Annotated in this window: 14 protein-coding genes; 2 read left to right on the top strand and 12 right to left on the bottom strand. The window is 45.9% G+C overall.

From position 1 onward, the window contains the following. Positions 1 to 180: 180 nt before the first annotated feature. From CXK86_RS00470 to leuB, 8 genes are all read right to left on the bottom strand, one after another. The gene (locus CXK86_RS00470; protein WP_036610133.1) at positions 181 to 1,137 is read right to left on the bottom strand and encodes an aldolase catalytic domain-containing protein; all 957 of its coding nucleotides are present in this window, start codon (positions 1,135 to 1,137) and stop codon (positions 181 to 183) included. A gap of 83 nt (positions 1,138 to 1,220) precedes the next feature. After that, positions 1,221 to 2,534, bottom strand: a complete 1,314-nt coding sequence (locus tag CXK86_RS00465; protein ID WP_101313296.1) for a DUF4129 domain-containing protein — start codon at positions 2,532 to 2,534, stop codon at positions 1,221 to 1,223. Beyond that, positions 2,531 to 3,646, bottom strand: a complete 1,116-nt coding sequence (locus CXK86_RS00460) for a DUF58 domain-containing protein (protein WP_047842250.1) — start codon at positions 3,644 to 3,646, stop codon at positions 2,531 to 2,533. The genes CXK86_RS00465 and CXK86_RS00460 overlap by 4 nt, the downstream gene beginning before the upstream one ends. Before the next feature lie 4 nt (positions 3,647 to 3,650). Continuing rightward, entirely contained in the window at positions 3,651 to 4,616 is a 966-nt protein-coding gene (locus CXK86_RS00455; RefSeq protein WP_017689647.1) for an AAA family ATPase, read from the bottom strand. Positions 4,617 to 4,737: 121 nt separating this feature from the next. Next, entirely contained in the window at positions 4,738 to 5,844 is a 1,107-nt protein-coding gene (locus CXK86_RS00450; protein ID WP_036610143.1) for a PAS domain-containing sensor histidine kinase, read from the bottom strand. A 447-nt stretch (positions 5,845 to 6,291) separates the two neighbouring features. Further along, positions 6,292 to 6,708, bottom strand: a complete 417-nt coding sequence (locus tag CXK86_RS00445) for a hypothetical protein (protein WP_017689649.1) — start codon at positions 6,706 to 6,708, stop codon at positions 6,292 to 6,294. Positions 6,709 to 7,065: 357 nt separating this feature from the next. Next, on the bottom strand, positions 7,066 to 7,605 hold the full coding sequence (locus tag CXK86_RS00440) for a peroxiredoxin (protein WP_036610146.1): 540 nt from the start codon (positions 7,603 to 7,605) through the stop codon (positions 7,066 to 7,068). 277 nt (positions 7,606 to 7,882) lie between these two features. Beyond that, the gene (leuB, locus tag CXK86_RS00435; protein ID WP_036669759.1) at positions 7,883 to 8,968 is read right to left on the bottom strand and encodes a 3-isopropylmalate dehydrogenase; all 1,086 of its coding nucleotides are present in this window, start codon (positions 8,966 to 8,968) and stop codon (positions 7,883 to 7,885) included. 233 nt (positions 8,969 to 9,201) lie between these two features. Between leuB and CXK86_RS00430 the strand changes: the two genes are divergently transcribed. Next, a complete protein-coding gene (locus tag CXK86_RS00430) occupies positions 9,202 to 10,182 on the top strand; it encodes an aldo/keto reductase (protein ID WP_036669756.1) in 981 nt (326 codons plus the stop codon). Between the two features lie 261 nt (positions 10,183 to 10,443). Here the strand turns inward: CXK86_RS00430 and CXK86_RS00425 are convergent, their stop codons facing one another. From CXK86_RS00425 to ilvB, 4 genes are all read right to left on the bottom strand, one after another. Continuing rightward, positions 10,444 to 11,985 (bottom strand): 2-isopropylmalate synthase, encoded by a 1,542-nt coding sequence (locus tag CXK86_RS00425; RefSeq protein ID WP_017689653.1) that lies wholly within the window; start codon positions 11,983 to 11,985, stop codon positions 10,444 to 10,446. A 139-nt stretch (positions 11,986 to 12,124) separates the two neighbouring features. Next, positions 12,125 to 13,117: a ketol-acid reductoisomerase gene (gene ilvC, locus CXK86_RS00420; protein ID WP_101313295.1), complete on the bottom strand. Its 993-nt coding sequence runs from the start codon at positions 13,115 to 13,117 to the stop codon at positions 12,125 to 12,127. A gap of 261 nt (positions 13,118 to 13,378) precedes the next feature. Beyond that, positions 13,379 to 13,861, bottom strand: coding sequence for an acetolactate synthase small subunit (ilvN, locus tag CXK86_RS00415; RefSeq protein WP_024628317.1), 483 nt, complete (start codon positions 13,859 to 13,861; stop codon positions 13,379 to 13,381). Continuing rightward, the gene (gene ilvB, locus CXK86_RS00410) at positions 13,858 to 15,609 is read right to left on the bottom strand and encodes a biosynthetic-type acetolactate synthase large subunit (protein ID WP_036610160.1); all 1,752 of its coding nucleotides are present in this window, start codon (positions 15,607 to 15,609) and stop codon (positions 13,858 to 13,860) included. Before ilvB ends, ilvN begins: the two co-directional genes overlap by 4 nt. 604 nt (positions 15,610 to 16,213) lie before the next feature. Between ilvB and CXK86_RS00405 the strand changes: the two genes are divergently transcribed. Beyond that, on the top strand, positions 16,214 to 16,657 hold the full coding sequence (locus CXK86_RS00405; RefSeq protein WP_036611020.1) for a GNAT family N-acetyltransferase: 444 nt from the start codon (positions 16,214 to 16,216) through the stop codon (positions 16,655 to 16,657). Position 16,658: the final 1 nt, after the last annotated feature.

Raw genomic sequence — 16,658 nt, 5'->3', positions numbered from 1 at the left:
ATACACATGCTATCTGGTACATAATAACATTTAATTTTGTATACGTGAACTAAAAAATAGTTACTCCTAGGAATATTTATTCACAAATATATAGAAAAACAAGGCATTAAGAACTAAAAAAACATGGATCTCCAGTTAGAGTCCATGTTTTCCTATTTTGCAACTGTATTTCAGACTATATTACTTCTCAAAATTCACTTCTGGTGTTGTTAATTTATCATAGAAATCAACAACCTTATCCTTGTCTTCCGATGAGCGAATCGCCATTGCTGAACGTGGATGCTCGTCCAACGCGCCTGTAATCATGTAAGGCAGAATGTAACCCCATTCTTCTTTTTCTCTGAGTGGAACCATCAACTGTTCCAACACACCAAGTACTGGACGCAGATTGTATTTTGTTCCTTTCAGATGAGCTACGAGCAATTCGGTTGGACAGTTTCCTGCCGCACGTCCCATACCATACACAGAAGCATCAAGCAGTTCGACGCCAAGTTCTGCCGCAACCAATGTGTTAGAAAACGCAAGTTGCATATTATTATGTGTGTGAACACCAAGACGTTTGTTAGGCAAGTGAGTCTTGAACTTCTCTACCAGATATTTCACATCATTATGGTCCAAGCTACCGTAGGAGTCTACAATGTAAACAACATCCACAGCGCTTTCTTTGATCAATTCAAATGCTTCCAGCAATTCATTCTCCATAACATTGGAGAGTGCCATAATATTAAGTGTAGTTTCATATCCACGATCATGGAATGTTTGAACCAGTGCAAGTGCCTTGTCTACATCTTTGCTGTAGCAGGCAACCCGGATCAGATCCAGCATGCTCTCACTGCGAGGCAAGATATCATTTTCGTCCACACGCCCAACGTCAACCAGTGCAGACAGTTTGGTATTGCCTTTTTGAGGAATAACTTTACGCAGGAAATCATCGTTCAGGAAACGCCATGGTCCTGCTTCCTCGGCACCTTTAAGCAACTTTGGAGAGTTCTTATATCCAATTTCCATATAATCAACGCCAGCTTCATTCAATCCAGCATATAGCTGTTGAACAAAGTCCACGCTAAAGTCCCAATTATTCACCAATCCGCCATCACGGATCGTACAATCTACAATTTTGCAATGATTTGTCTTCATTAATGTCTGCTCCTTTTCTGACCAACTTGTGTATTCCTCTCATGATACTTGAACGTGACAAGAAAAGTAAAGGGATTCCGGACTTATTTACTTCGATAAGATCTCCAGATTCGGTCAATCTCAACCATATCGGAACGATCGGGAGCTTTCTCTCCATAACGGACGGCATTATACGTATCTGGCAGTCTCGCAGACAGCTCATCTTCTTCTACCTTCATACCATTCTGAATAATGGTATGTGCAGCCTCCAGCGGAGTGTGTGTCCGCTGTATTTCCACGCCTCGATGAGCGGCTCTTTCAATCCAAGTCCGATAGTAATACCGAACACGTTCGGCATCCTGTGCAGGTGGCGCCTCTTTCTTGCGAAACCAATTCTTTCGGACTTTTGCTGGCGCATCAAGCGTCTCACTGACATCGATATACTCCGTCCGTGGTTCTGCCTTCTTTTCACCTGGTTGTAACATCCCCTTGAATCGGTCCATAAGTCTGTTTATCGTTTTTTGTCCCAACCTCAGAAGCAGCCACAGAATTACTCCTGCTACAGCACACATCACTACCCATCCGAGGATGTTCCAGAAGACTGAGGGCTCGGATGGCGGCTCTCTCCAGTCATTCGGTATATTTAACTGCTGATTGGGGTTGTCCATTGGTAATCGTGGCTCCTCGCCGGAAATCGGACCAAACCATCCCCTGATCCATGCAAGCAAGCGATCACGTAGCGGTCCCAGCCAGGCAGCCAGACTTGGGAAAGCACCAATCGCGACGATAACAATAAACATCCACATGAACCGCTGATGATTCGCACGTGCAAAATCTCTTAATACCAATCTTCTCTTGCCGTCATTGAGTATTGCCTGATCCAGTTGTAGCATATATCGTCCAACTAGCCAAAAGGCAAAGCTGATCACTCCGGCAATATAGATCCATAGGGTATAGGTTCGTATCGGCTGCATGAATTCCAACGAGTTCGAAGCAATCATAAGCACGATCGCACTGATTACACCCATAATCTGCAAGCGCCATAACAATACAGAATGAAAGACTGGCTGGAGGGTCAGACCTGCATAAGCCGAGATGACTCCACACAGTACCAATGTGATGATATCCGGCAACGGGAGAATAAGGCTCATCCCAACAACGAGTGCGAAGAGAAATCCTATGACTAGTGCCGCTAGTCCACGAATGAGTGTACTTTTCTCGCTAAAACCTGGAATTTTATGCTGAATGAACTGTCCCAACCAACCTACAAGAACAACCAAGATGAATAATGTGTACGGCAAATGTTCCATTGCGTAGAATGAAGCAAGCGTAAATATCGGAAAAAGGTATATACCAGCCATCAAGACGGCAAGCATTGCTATGAGTCCTGTGGTCGTCGCTACCGGTCTGTTCCTCATGCACTCACCGCCTTCGTATTACCCTTCACGTCCTCTACCGGGAGAATCGTTACACGATGTCCTTGTTCGTGCAGACGTGCAATCTCGTGCTCCATAGCGGCAGATACATAGGATGTAATCAGCAGATAGCTGCGGATTTGCTGTGCTTCTTCATTCAGACGTACTTCATCATTCAGGAATTGCTCCATGGGCACCATACATTTTAACTCTGTCTCGGCCATAGCTTCCAGTAACCGTTCCAGATGGGGCGTGCCATAATCCGGCTCAATCCGAAGTGTATCGCGGCCTCCACCCACATGATAACCATTATGGGCGAAGCCTGCCGGCAACCCTCTCCCGATGGCATCCACTGCAGCCGTGGCAGCGTAACGAAGTGCCCGTTCAATCTTTTCCGGTCGAGTAACAACACTCCACATATCTGCAGATTCCTGAATATTGACTACAATCCAGGATTGCGGATCAGCCGTCCATCCCTGTTTGTAGACTTGTAATTCACCTGTACGTGCACTCGCTTTCCAGTGAATACGATTCATGGGGTCGCCTGCACCATAAGGCCGAACACCCAGAATCAAGAAAGGATCTTCAACGATCCATCGTGATACTTCCACTTCTCCCTGCCATACCTGATAAATTGCAGGAAGATCCTCTGCATTCACTAATGAGGGATACACAATCATAGACATTTGCAAAGGAATCGGTTTGGTGGAACGCCACACGCCAAAGAGATCCCCACCTGTCATCGTTGCTGTATTTAATGGATAAATTCCACGCTGAGTACATGTGAAAGGATGCTTGCGCGTAATACGAGTAAACGGTTTTAACGTAAAAATACTCTTATGGTTCTGATAGATCTCGCCTTGACTAATATCCATACCTGAGCCGGAACGAAATACAAACGACACTGGCATCATCGATTCAAGTCTGAGCCACGGTACGGAGACTCGTTTCTCATTCGATATCGTCTCCACCATCTCAAGTTCATCTCCAGCGTAACAACGTAGCTTGCTGAATTGTCTGCTGTACTTGAGTTTTCGCAGTGCAGGTCGTCCAAACCACACACCATGTATAACAACGACAATGCCTCCAACAAGGACAAGCCATAATAATGCCATAAGATTAACGCCCGCTTGTAGCGAGATTCTCCGTAGGCACTTCTGTCTGATTCAGAAGTTCCTGGATGATACGCTCCGCCAAGCCCTCTTGTTGTCTGATCCGGTTACGGAATACCAGTCGGTGCGCCAGCACAGGTTCCGCCAGTACTTTAATATCATCAGGCAAAACAAAGTCTCTGCCATGCAGTGCAGCCCATGCCTGACTTGCCTTGAGTAATGCCTGAGCCCCTCGTGGACTTACGCCAAGCGAAAGCTCAGGATGTTGCCTTGTCGCTTCGGTTAACTGAATGATATATCGTAGCAAATCTTCGTTGATTTGCACTGTTTTATACGTATCCTGCGCCTTCAAAAGTTCTTCACGACTGATCACTGCCGAGAGATCATCAACAGAACGACTGGCTACCGTACGTCTCAAAATTTCTACACTCTCTTCACTGCTTGGATAACCCATGCGAATTTTCATCATAAAACGATCCATCTGCGCTTCAGGTAGTGGAAAAGTTCCCTGGTTATCTACAGGATTCTGGGTGGCGATAACGATGAATGGCCGTTCCAACTGTCTCGTTGAACCGTCGATACTGATCTGGCGCTCTTCCATACACTCCAGCAAGCTTGATTGTGTACGCGGTGTAGCCCGGTTAATCTCATCGGCTAGTACAAGATTGGCAAACAAGGGGCCGGGTCGGAATTCAAAATCCCCTTCTTTTTGATTAAAAAAATGAATCCCTGTTAAGTCAGAGGGCAGCAAGTCCGGTGTAAACTGTATCCGTTGGAATGTGCAGTCCAATGAAGAGGCTACCGATTTGGCGAGCATCGTTTTCCCAGTACCCGGTACATCCTCCAGCAGCACATGTCCTGACGCTATGATCGCTGTCATCACCAGCTCTATCGTATGCTCTTTTCCCACAATCACTTTTCCCACGTGATCCATCAGTTGTTGATTCATTCGTTCCATTCCTTGGATTTCCATCTGCATCTCATCCTTCCGTTATGGAGCTTATGTATTCGCATTCATTACTAACTATAACCGTTATTGGCAACATAAAACAAAGGAGTTGGCAAATGGCCAACTCCTTAACTCCCCGCTTTTCTCAATATACCAAGGGTAACATAATTATAAACCGCGTGCCTTCGCCCTTTTTGCTATCCACAGAGATAGTGCCTCCATGGTTCTTGATGATCCGGTAACTCACCGAAAGTCCAAGCCCCGTTCCGCTCTCCTTGGTCGTGAAGAATGGATCAAACAGACGTACAAGCGTGTTATGGTCCATCCCATGACCGTTATCCGCGATGGAGATCTGCACGAATTTGTTTTCCGTGGCGGTAGATATTCGAATTAGACCCGTATGTTCTTCGCCAACTTCCTCAATGGCATCCATTGCGTTTTTCACCATATTCAAAATAACCTGCTTAATCTGTTTGACATCAATGGACACATTCAGCGGGGCATCCCCTTCATCCAGTACGATCTCGCATCCCTTCATCAACCCTTCGCTTTCGGTCAGCAAGACCACCTCTTTGAGCAAAGAGTCGACGGATATCACGGTCTTCTGTGGAGCTGACGGTTTGGAAGAATTCAAAAATTCGTAGATGATGTCATTCGCCCGATCAATCTCCGTCAGTATGATTCGAGCGTACTCGTCTTTGCCGAGCTGCAGCAAATGGGGCCTGAGCAGTTGAATGAACCCACGGATTGCAGTCAACGGATTACGAATTTCATGAGCAATAGATGCTGAAATTCGCCCCAGCATCGCAAGTTTGTCATTTTGATAAGCGGTCTGTTCAATTTGTTTATAATCAGATACATCTTTGACGCTGAACAAGAAGTCGCCATCCATCTGATCACCGTACGTCACAGTAACCAGCCAATGCCTTCCGTATTCATCAATCAACTCATGATAGCGCTTACGATGAAAAATAGTTTCCCGATAGATACGTAAAATTTTCTTTTTCTTGAATCGGCTCATCTGCGGATGATGCAGCATTTGCATCAGGGTGCAGCCGCTCAACAGACTTCTTGGAAGTTCCAACAACTTTGCCATCTGAACGTTAATAAACGTCAATACACCGTGACTGTCAAACAACATAATACCGCTATCCAGATGTTCCAGTACATTCTCGTACTTGTTGTTATCCAGATGCACAGGCGGGAAACCATCCGTTGGTTGAGGCACTGTATCCTGAAATTCACTAATCATGTCAGGTTCCTCCTTTTCACGTAAATGATAAACTTGCCATTCGGACATCATATCATCACAGAAACAGGAAGGGCCGATTTTATTTTTCATTACCGGTGCCCTTTCGTTGGGGGGCTGAGCCGAAAATATGGATGGCATGGCCGGAACTCAAGCTGGTCTATTCCCGGTAACCAACAGTCGATCCGGAAAATCATATACGTTTGTCCCATTCTGACCTTCTCCTATTCCCAAACACGAACATTTTTTGCTCCGCCTCTTTTGCAAGTCTGTTTTTATCATAGACAAGTTTATAGAAGAGAGTCAATCGGAGAAAGTGTCGAATGGAAATTATTTTAAAAAAAACCTCGAATTAGTTCCAGAACACAGCACAAAAACGAAGCCGTTTCACCCAGTAGGCAAATCAGCTTCGTTTTTAATATCTTTAATTGGTGATATATCCGAGATCATCTATAGTCCGGTCTTATTATGCTGAATTTTCAGTCTGCGCTGACTCATCACAGCTAATCGACGTTTAAGTTCGCTTTCCCACTTCTCGTCTTTGGTTTCCTTCGCGAGCCTGAGCAAATCCAGAGCCATATCAATCTGGCGCTGCACAATGACCATGGCATCCTCGCTCTCACGGTTTACACAGTTTTCAAAAATCGCATCCTCATCTTCTGTAACATAATCTTGAAAGTCAATCTCGGATGCACCGTCTCCATGCGCATATTCAGCCAGAATTTCGTATTCGTTTTCCACTTTATAATGCACCTCAACCCGGTGACACACCGGGCAAAACAGCAGGGGAACATTATGAACCTGGGTGCGGTAATGCTTCAGCGTGCCCTTCGTTCCAACCATACTTGCCCCACAACAGTAACTCATTTTTGTTCACCCTCCTTATTACGTGCCGGGACTTTTTTTGTTAAAATGCCATCCCGTACACTTACAGCACTTCCAAAAAGGAATAGTTCCATCAGTGTATCACATTCATGTACAGATTATAAATGCAGAGCACCGGAATATTTACCGGGTTTCCATACCCTATTCGCCTTGAAGGCCATCAATTCCTCTTTCAACAGATAAAAAGAAGACTTTCTTCTAATATATTATTAACACGCTTAGCTGCTTGTTCAAACACTTTTGATTAACTTCGTGATAACTTCCGTCAAAAGGGTGCAAAAAGCCCTCAATCCCTAACGGGATGAGGGCTTGAACAAAAACCGTTCAAGTTAATCTGGCTTACAGGTTAGTGTCGCCTGGTTTCCAGTTCATTGCACACAATCCGCCGGATTGCAGTGCTTGCAGTACGCGAAGTGTTTCTTCAACACTACGGCCTACATCGTTGTGGTTAACCACTTGATATTTCAATTCGCCTTCTGGATCGATGATGAACAGACCGCGCAATGCTACGCCTTCTTCTTCGATCAGAACGCCGTAATCTTTAGCCACTTGCTTCGTGATATCGGAAGCCAGCGGGAAGTTCAATTGACCCAGACCATTGCTGTCTACAGGTGTATTGATCCATGCTTTGTGGCTGTGTACGGAGTCTACGCTCACGCCAAGAATTTCTGTATCCAAAGCTTTGAATTGCTCGGAAGCAACGCTCAAAGCTGTAATTTCAGTTGGGCACACAAATGTGAAGTCCAAAGGATAAAAGAAGAATACAAGCCATTTGCCACGATAATCGGACAGTTTAACGGAACCAAAGTCTTGTCCGTCTCCCGATACTGTTTCCATTGCGAAATCCGGTGCTGGTCTACCTACCAAACGTTCTGCCATAACTAAAAATTCCTCCTTTGGGATTATGTAAGCATCCTTGCGGATTGCTCATCATCAAGAAAAACGCGTACGCTTTTCCTGTAATTAAAATGATTTGATACTTGATAACAAGTACAAGTAAAATGTTATCATCCGGACTTCCCAAAGTCAAGATTATAAACATTATTTTTTTATAATCATTATAAATAAGGATTTTTCGTGGCAAAAATGATAAAGGAACAGCCCTCTGTACATTCCATAACTGGAAACAAAGGGCTGCCTGTAGTTGGTAATATAATTACGCCTGTTTCTGAATAGCCGCCACGATCAAATCGCCCATTTCGGTCGTGCTGATCGCTGTGCTCTTGTCTACAGCAATATCACTTGTGCGGTGTCCTGCGTTCAATACATCCGATACAGCCGCTTCAATGGCATCCGCACCTTCTGTATAACCAAAGGTTGTACGGAACATCAATGCCAAAGAGAGAATGGTTGCAATCGGATTAGCGAGGCCTTGACCTGCGATATCCGGTGCAGAACCGTGTACCGGCTCATAGAGTCCGAAGCTGCCCTCTCCCAGTGATGCAGATGCGAGCATACCGATGGAACCTGTCAACATCGCTGCTTCATCACTCAAGATATCTCCAAACATGTTTTCCGTTACGATGACATCGAAGCTGGACGGACGACGCAGCAATTGCATCGCGCAGTTGTCTACCAGTACATGCTCCAGTTCAACATCCGGATAATCCGGTGCTACCCGGTTCACGACTTCACGCCAGAGACGGGAAGTTTCCAATACGTTGGCTTTGTCTACAGAAGCCAGCTTTTTGCGACGTCCTTGCGCAATTTCGAATGCCTGACGAACGATCCGCTCCACTTCTGTTACATTATATGCACACGTATCTACTGCCTCTTCGCCCTGTGCACTTTCACGTCTGAATTTCTCACCGAAGTAGATCCCACCTGTCAACTCACGTACCACCATCAGATCTGTACCTTCCAGTACTTCAGGCTTCAGAGTTGAAGCATCCTTCAAGCAATCAAATACAACAGCCGGACGCAGGTTGGAGAACAATCCAAGTGCTTTGCGAATACCCAGCAGGCCTGTTTCCGGGCGAAGCTCCTTGCTGTTGTTATCCCATTTTGGACCACCAACCGCTCCAAGCAGGACTGCATCTGCACTTTTACATACAGTCAGTGTTTCTTCAGGAAGAGGTGTACCCTTCTCATCAATCGCGATTCCGCCAAACAACGCATGCTCTGTTTCAAAACGATAACCGAATACTTCCTCCGTACGTTTAAGAACTTTCTCAGCCTCAGCTACGACTTCAGGGCCAATTCCGTCACCTGCAATAACTGCAATTTTTTTCACGTCTGCCATTGGGTTGTCCACTCCTTATATTTCATTCATTAATTATTCATAAAGTAACGTCTCATATTAACTCTCTCCTTTGTATCATATTCCAAGGTCATTTGACCAAGATATACAATCTATGACTTTAATAGATTTTACCTATAAGCCAATAGAGATTGGCCTTTCCAAGTTGTTCTGACCTCCCGGCTGGGTTAAAATATAGCTGAATTCAAATCAGGTACGTAGGAGGGATAAGCAACATGCAATATTCGTATTTGGGTAAATCAGGCCTCAAGGTCAGCCGAATCTGTCTCGGTACCATGAATTTCGGGCCTGCTACAGATGAAAAAGAAGCTTTCCGCATTATGGACGCAGCACTCGATGCAGGCGTGAATTTTTTTGATACCGCTAACATCTACGGCTGGGGTGAAAATTCCGGCCTTACCGAAGAAATTATCGGACGCTGGTTCAACCAGGGTGGGGGCAGACGTGAAAAAGTAGTTCTGGCCACCAAAGTCTATGGCTCCATGCATGATGATACAGATGGCCCCAACAACGAAGCTGGCCTCTCCGCCTACAAAATCAGACGGCATCTGGAGGGCTCCCTCCGCCGCTTACAGACCGATCATATCGAGCTATACCAGATGCATCATGTAGACCCTGCCATATCGTGGGACGAGCTGTGGGGTTCGTTCGAGAATGCCGTTCATCAGGGTAAAATCGGTTATGTAGGATCGAGTAACTTTGCTGCATGGCAGATTGCAATCGCTCAAAGTGAAGCCAAGAATCGTCATTTCCTCGGCCTGGTTTCCGAACAACATAAATATAGTCTCAACTGTCGTTTGCCTGAGTTAGAAGTACTGCCCGCAGCCAAAGAGCTGGGCCTCGGCGTCATTCCATGGAGTCCACTGGATGGTGGATTACTGGGACGTAACGCTCTGCAGAAACTGGAAGGAACACGCAGCGGGGGCATCGCTGGACGGATCGAGCAGCAGCAAACTCAGCTTGAAGACTTTGCCGCACTGTGTCGTGATCTCGGTGAACCACAGGATACGGTGGCTTTGGCATGGGTTGCAGCCAATCCGGCAGTGACCGCCCCGATTATCGGACCACGTACGCTGGAGCAGTTTGAGACCGCACTCAAATGTCTGGACGTGACTTTGGATGAAGCCGTGCTCAAACGTCTGGATGAGATTTTCCCGGGTCCAGGTGGACATGCACCTAATGCATACGCGTGGTAATAGCTTGATAGCGTAAGCCAATACAATAGGTAATTGTAGAAAATGTACTGTGTTTTACTTCCATAATTATATAAATAATAAGCAAAAGAGTCTGACCCTCCACAGGAGAGTCAGACTCTTTACGTACCTCACTAAACGTAACAAAGCAAGCCGAACTATCTTCTATATCCATTAAATTAAAGATATATCATTCTAGCAGCATACATGTATCTCAGCTTAAAGTTCAGTTCAATGAAGGGTGCGTGCTTCTTGCATTGGAGCCTACAGATTAACGTTTACACGGTTCGTATATGTCTTGCGCTTCTCAATCAATTGATTCAGGCCGTCTACATAGGCACGTGCACTTGCACCCAATATATCTGTGCTTACGCCACGTCCTTGTACCGAAACCTGATTCTGAGTCAGCACAACATGTACTTCACCCAATGCATCTTTACCGTGCGTTACCGATTTGATGGAGTAGTCAGACAACGTTACATCTTCCCCACTCACTTGGTCAATCGCATTGTAGATCGCATCTACCGATCCGTTACCTTCTGCTTGCTTCTCAAGCGTATCCCCGTCAAGCGTTGCAATGCGGACTTTGGCCGTTGGTACCGATTCATCTCCGTACGTTACGAAGATGGATTCCAGTTTATACACCTCAGGTGCATCCTGCAATTTCTCTTCAATTACGGCAAGCAGATCTTCGTCAGTAACTTCTTTTTTCTTATCAGCCAGATCTTTGAACTGGGCGAAAGCCCGATTCAATGCTTCTTCTTCCAGCTCATATCCCAGATCAATCAACCGTTCACGGAAGGCATGACGACCAGAATGTTTACCCAGTACAAGTTTACTTTCCTTCAGACCGATGGACTCTGGGGTCATGATCTCGTACGTGGTTTTTTCCTTCAGCATACCATCCTGGTGAATGCCGGATTCATGTGCGAAGGCATTTGCCCCAACAATGGCTTTGTTTCCAGGCACAACCATACCTGTCAAACGGCTAACCAAACGACTGGTCCGTGCAATCTCAGACAACTGCAGCGATGTTTTCGCCTGGAAAAATTCCTGACGTGTCTCCAGCGCCATAGCAATTTCCTCGATCGCCGTGTTTCCGGCACGTTCACCAATGCCATTGATCGTACCTTCGATCTGATCGGCTCCGTTGAGAATGGCTGCAAGTGTATTGGCCGTCGCCATACCCAAGTCATTATGGCAGTGGGCACTCAGCTGTACCTTTTCAATACCGTGTACATTCTCCTTGAGATGTTTGAAAATGTTTCCGTATTCATATGGGCTCAGGTAACCAACCGTATCCGGAATATTCACGACAGCTGCACCTTCTTCAACAGCCATATTCACCATTTCCACGAGGAAATCATACTCGGTACGACCTGCATCCTCAAGGGAGAATTCGATCTTCGAGAATGTTTTCTTTGCATAACGAATCGCGGAACGAGCTGTATCCAGTACCTGCGCTTTGTCCATACGCAATTTATGTTGGCGGTGAATAGGTGAAGTTGCCAGGAAAACGTGAATGCACGGGTCCTGTGCACCTTTAAGTGCTTCCTTAACCGCATCAATGTCTTGCTCTCTGGAACGGGACAAGCCAATTACAGTCACATTTTTGACCGCATTTGCTACTGCATTGACAGCTGCCAGATCACCTGGAGATGCCGCCGGGAAACCCGCTTCCATCCGGTCAATGCCAAGCCGCTCGAGCTGATGGGCAATTTCCACCTTTTCACGAGTGTTCAGATTGACTCCCGGGGATTGCTCTCCATCACGCAGCGTTGTGTCAAATACATAGATTTTACGCACGCTTCGCACCTCCTGTACTTGTTATTATATGTTTCTCTGAACCAGCAATAGCGGCTCACGCATAAGCACGGCCGCTATTCCCAGTTAAAGCTCTAAGTTTACTTGATTACCTTAAAGTGCATGCTCTAGAAGTTAATGCTTACTTCTTGATCCAGTGCATCATCTCACGCAATTGTCCGCCAACCACTTCGATTGGGTGTTCAGCTTCGTTACGACGAGTTGCTGTCAAGAATGCACGTCCGGATTGGTTTTCCAGAATGAAGTCGCGTGCGAATTTACCTTGTTGGATATCTGTCAGGACTTCTTTCATTGCTTTCTTCGTATCTTCAGTTACAACGCGAGGTCCAGTTACATAGTCACCGTACTCAGCTGTGTTACTGATGGAATCACGCATGCTTGAAAGTCCGCCTTCATACATCATGTCAACGATCAGCTTCAGTTCGTGCAGACATTCGAAGTATGCCATTTCAGGAGCGTAACCCGCTTCTGTCAATGTTTCGAATCCAGCTTTTACCAATGCACTCACGCCACCACACAGAACAGCTTGCTCACCGAACAGATCTGTTTCTGTTTCTTCACGGAAGGAAGTTTCGATAACCCCTGCGCGTGTACAACCGATACCTTTAGCATAAGCCAAACCGATTTCTTTAGCTTTACCCGTTGCATCTTGCTCAATCGCGATCAGGCCCGGTACACCAAAACCTTCCACATAAGTACGACGTACCATGTGACCAGGGGACTTAGGAGCTACCAGCAATACATCGCTGTTTTTTGGAGCAACGATTTGACCGAAATGAACGTTGAAACCGTGTGAGAAGAGCAATGCAGCGCCTTCTTTCAGGTTTGGTTCGATTTCGTTTTTGTATACAGAAGCTTGAGTTTCATCTGGCAGCAAGATTTGAACTATATCTGCGCGGCTTGTTGCTTCAGCCGGGGACAGAACTTCAAATCCGTCATTTTTTGCAGTGTCGAAGGATTTACCTTCACGAAGTCCGATGACTACGTTCAATCCACTATCACGAAGGTTTTGAGCTTGGGCGTGGCCCTGGCTACCATAACCGATTACCGCGATCGTTTTTCCTTTCAATACGTTAAGCTCTGCATCCTGTTCATAATAAGTAGTTACTGGCATGTTTATAAGTCCTCCTTTGTATTGTAAAGAACCCTTCATTAATGAGCGGGTGTCTCAAGGGACCGCCTCGCTTGGAGTGTCAAAAGCATCTCTGGTCTGATCCGATCCGTTCAGACACCCGCCCATTAATGCGGGAATGTAGCTATATTTTCAAGCGTTACATCACTAAAATGTTAAATTACAACTGTTAAGGGACTGACACTCACATAAGATCAACTGTATATGTTAGCTAACCGTCGTCCCTCTTCATTCATTATAACTTTATACGTTGCCGCGTACCAATGCAGTTATGCCTGTACGGGACAATTCGCGAATGCCATATGGCTTGAGCAATTCAATCATAGCATCAATTTTGTCCGTATCTCCGACTACCTGCACAATCAGGCTGCCTGGACCAACATCTACAACGGATGCGCGGAATGTTTCTACCACACCCAGAATTTCAGGACGCTCGGAAGGCTCTGCTTTCACTTTAATCAAAGCGAGTTCACGGGCTACCATCGGTTTCAGGCTGAAATCAACCACTTTAATAACATCGATGATTTTATACAATTGTTTCTCAATCTGCTCCAGCGTTTTATCGTCACCAATGGTGACAATAACCATCCGGGAGAGTCCTGGTTCTTCCGATTGACCTACGGTAATACTCTCAATGTTAAATCCGCGTCGACCGAACAACCCTGACACACGCTGAAGGACGCCTGGCTGATCGTTTACCAATATTGAAATCGTATGTCTAATCATTCGTCAGCATCCCCCATCAGCATTTGATCAATTGTTGCTCCCTGCGGAACCATTGGATACACATTTTCATCCTTGCGTACTACGAATTCTACAACGACTGGTCCTGGTGTATCCAAAGCTTCCTGCCAAGCACGCGCTGCTTCTTCCTTATTCGTTGCACGCAATCCTTTCACGCCATATGCTTCAGCCAGTTTTACAAAATCCGGGCTTCCTGCCAAATCAATGTGGCTGTAACGGTTCTCATAGATGAGTTCCTGCCATTGGCGAACCATTCCAAGTACCTGATTGTTAATGATCACAATTTTTACCGGTATATTGTTAATGGCACAGATTGCGAGTTCTTGGGAACACATCTGCATTCCGCCGTCACCGTTAATGGAGATAACGAGTCTGTCCGGATTGGCCATCTGAGCACCAATTGCAGAAGGGAATCCAAAGCCCATCGTTCCTAGACCACCCGAAGTTACCCATGAACGTGGTTGATTAAACTTGTAATATTGTGCCGCCCACATCTGATGTTGTCCCACATCCGTAGTCACAATCGCTTCACCTTTGGTTGTATCATTCAACATTTCAACAACCCACTGCGGTTTCAGCACTTCGTCTGAATCCGTATAGCTGTATGGCTTCTCTTGTTTCCACTGTTTGATCTGGTCTCTCCATGCATCTGCACGCTCTGCACGTCCAACTTCTTTGTTGGCTATTTCAAGTACGGTCTTCACATCACCAACGATTGGAATATCGGTTGCAATGTTTTTACCAATCTCAGCCGGATCAATATCGATATGAACGATTTTGGCATGTGGAGCGAATCCGTCCAGCTTACCTGTTACCCGATCATCGAATCGTGCGCCGATATTAATCAGCAGATCCGACTGTTGGATGGCCAGGTTGGATGTGTATGTTCCGTGCATTCCTGGCATCCCTGTCCATAGTTCATGCCCACTTGGGAATGCACCAAGCCCCAGAAGGGTTGTCGTAATCGGAATACCTGTCTTCTCAACAAACTCGAACAGTTCTTCATGTCCTCCCGAGTATACCACACCGCCACCGGCCAGAATCATTGGACGTTCTGCTTCCTGAATGGCCTGAGCCAAACGGTCAACCTGCAGTTTGTTTGGTACTGTCCGTGGATTGTACCCTCTTAATGTAACAGGTTCAGTACTTGGTTCAAACAAGGTTTTGTTGGCTGAGACATCTTTCGGAATGTCGATCAGTACAGGACCTTTACGGCCGGTGTTGGCAATATGGAATGCCTCATGAATGATACTCGACAAATCCTTAACATCTTTTACCAGATAGCTGTGTTTGGTGATCGGCATTGTAATCCCGGTAATATCCGCTTCCTGGAAAGCATCCGAGCCGATCAGGCTGGAATTAACATTTCCCGTAATGACAACCAGCGGCACAGAATCCATATATGCCGTGGCTATTCCAGTAACCAGATTGGTTGCTCCCGGCCCGGAGGTAGCGATACAAACACCAACTTTGCCGCTTGCACGTGCATATCCGTCAGCTGCATGAATTGCACCTTGTTCGTGACGGGTTAAGACGTGTTTGAAATCCTCGAAACCATACATTGCATCGTAAATGTACAACACTGCGCCACCCGGGTAACCAAATACGCAATCCACACCTTCAAGCAACAAACTTCTCAGCAGAATCTCGGAACCGCTAATGACCTCCGGCTTCATCCATTTTTCACGTAATTCATCTGTCGATCGTACTTCTGGAATTTGAGCTCCCATTAGTCATCCTCCTCTCGGAATTTACACCATTCTGACATTTAAAGTTACAAAAAAAACCTTCCATCCCCTGCAAACAAGTTCATGCTTGCGAGGGACGAAAGGTTATCGCTTCCGTGGTACCACCCAACTTTGCCCGAAATTTCGCAATAACGGACCTTACCAGGTACAACAAAACGAATAGCTCAAACGAACATAGTCGTTTCCCATACCTGTTGTCTGTAACGCAGACATACGATTTTCCCTAATACGCGAAAGGAGTGACATCCAGTGCTTTTCAGGAAAACAGCTCCGAGGTGAGCTCGTATATAAGGGATAATGGTGGTGGTTTCAGCAATTCCAGCCACTCTCTGAGCAAAAGAGCCCTTAAAACTTCGTCCTCTTCATAGCCGATGAAATATTCTCGTTAAATGTTAGGAACATTATATGATTCCTCCAACCGATAAGTCAATACCTGTTTTGCATAAAAATTCAGAGAACCTTCCTTCCTCCCTCTTCAGCCTATAAGGTTGCCCTAATCCTAGCGCTTCATTCAGTCACCTTTTATCTTACTTCAGGCATAGGATATACGAGCAGCACGACTGGTCCTGAAAGGAGGCTCCGCATGGTGATTCGGCAACGCACATCCAAGCTGGATGATGGCGCCATCATGAAGCTGATTGACACTCAACTTGTTCCTTTATCCCATATGAGCGAAAAGGAAATTAATAAAATCCGCAAAGAAATACCCCTGCGAATGAACAGGGGCATGACCTTTGTTGTCTCGCCGGAGCCAGACAAAGCTGCTGTGGCATTCATCCATTTTCTCATGCATGGGGAATTGCTCTATGTCGATATGATGGCCGTTAGTCCGAAAGAACAACGCAAACGTTACGGGCAAACTTTGTTGCTCAAAGCAGAGAGCTTTGCGGTATCTCGGGGTTGTCGAAGATCTAAAGTGATGGTGGATGAGGGAAATACCAAAGGGCTTCAGTTTTATCAAAAAAATGGATACAGCGCGATTCGATACATCATGATAAGCCGCTGCTACGAATTGGAAAAAACATTATAGA

This window comes from Paenibacillus sp. BGI2013, assembly GCF_002843485.1.
Classification (GTDB): Bacteria; Bacillota; Bacilli; order Paenibacillales; family Paenibacillaceae; genus Paenibacillus; species Paenibacillus amylolyticus.
Note: the sequence above shows the minus strand (reverse complement) of the source record. Positions and strands in the feature narration are given on the sequence as shown.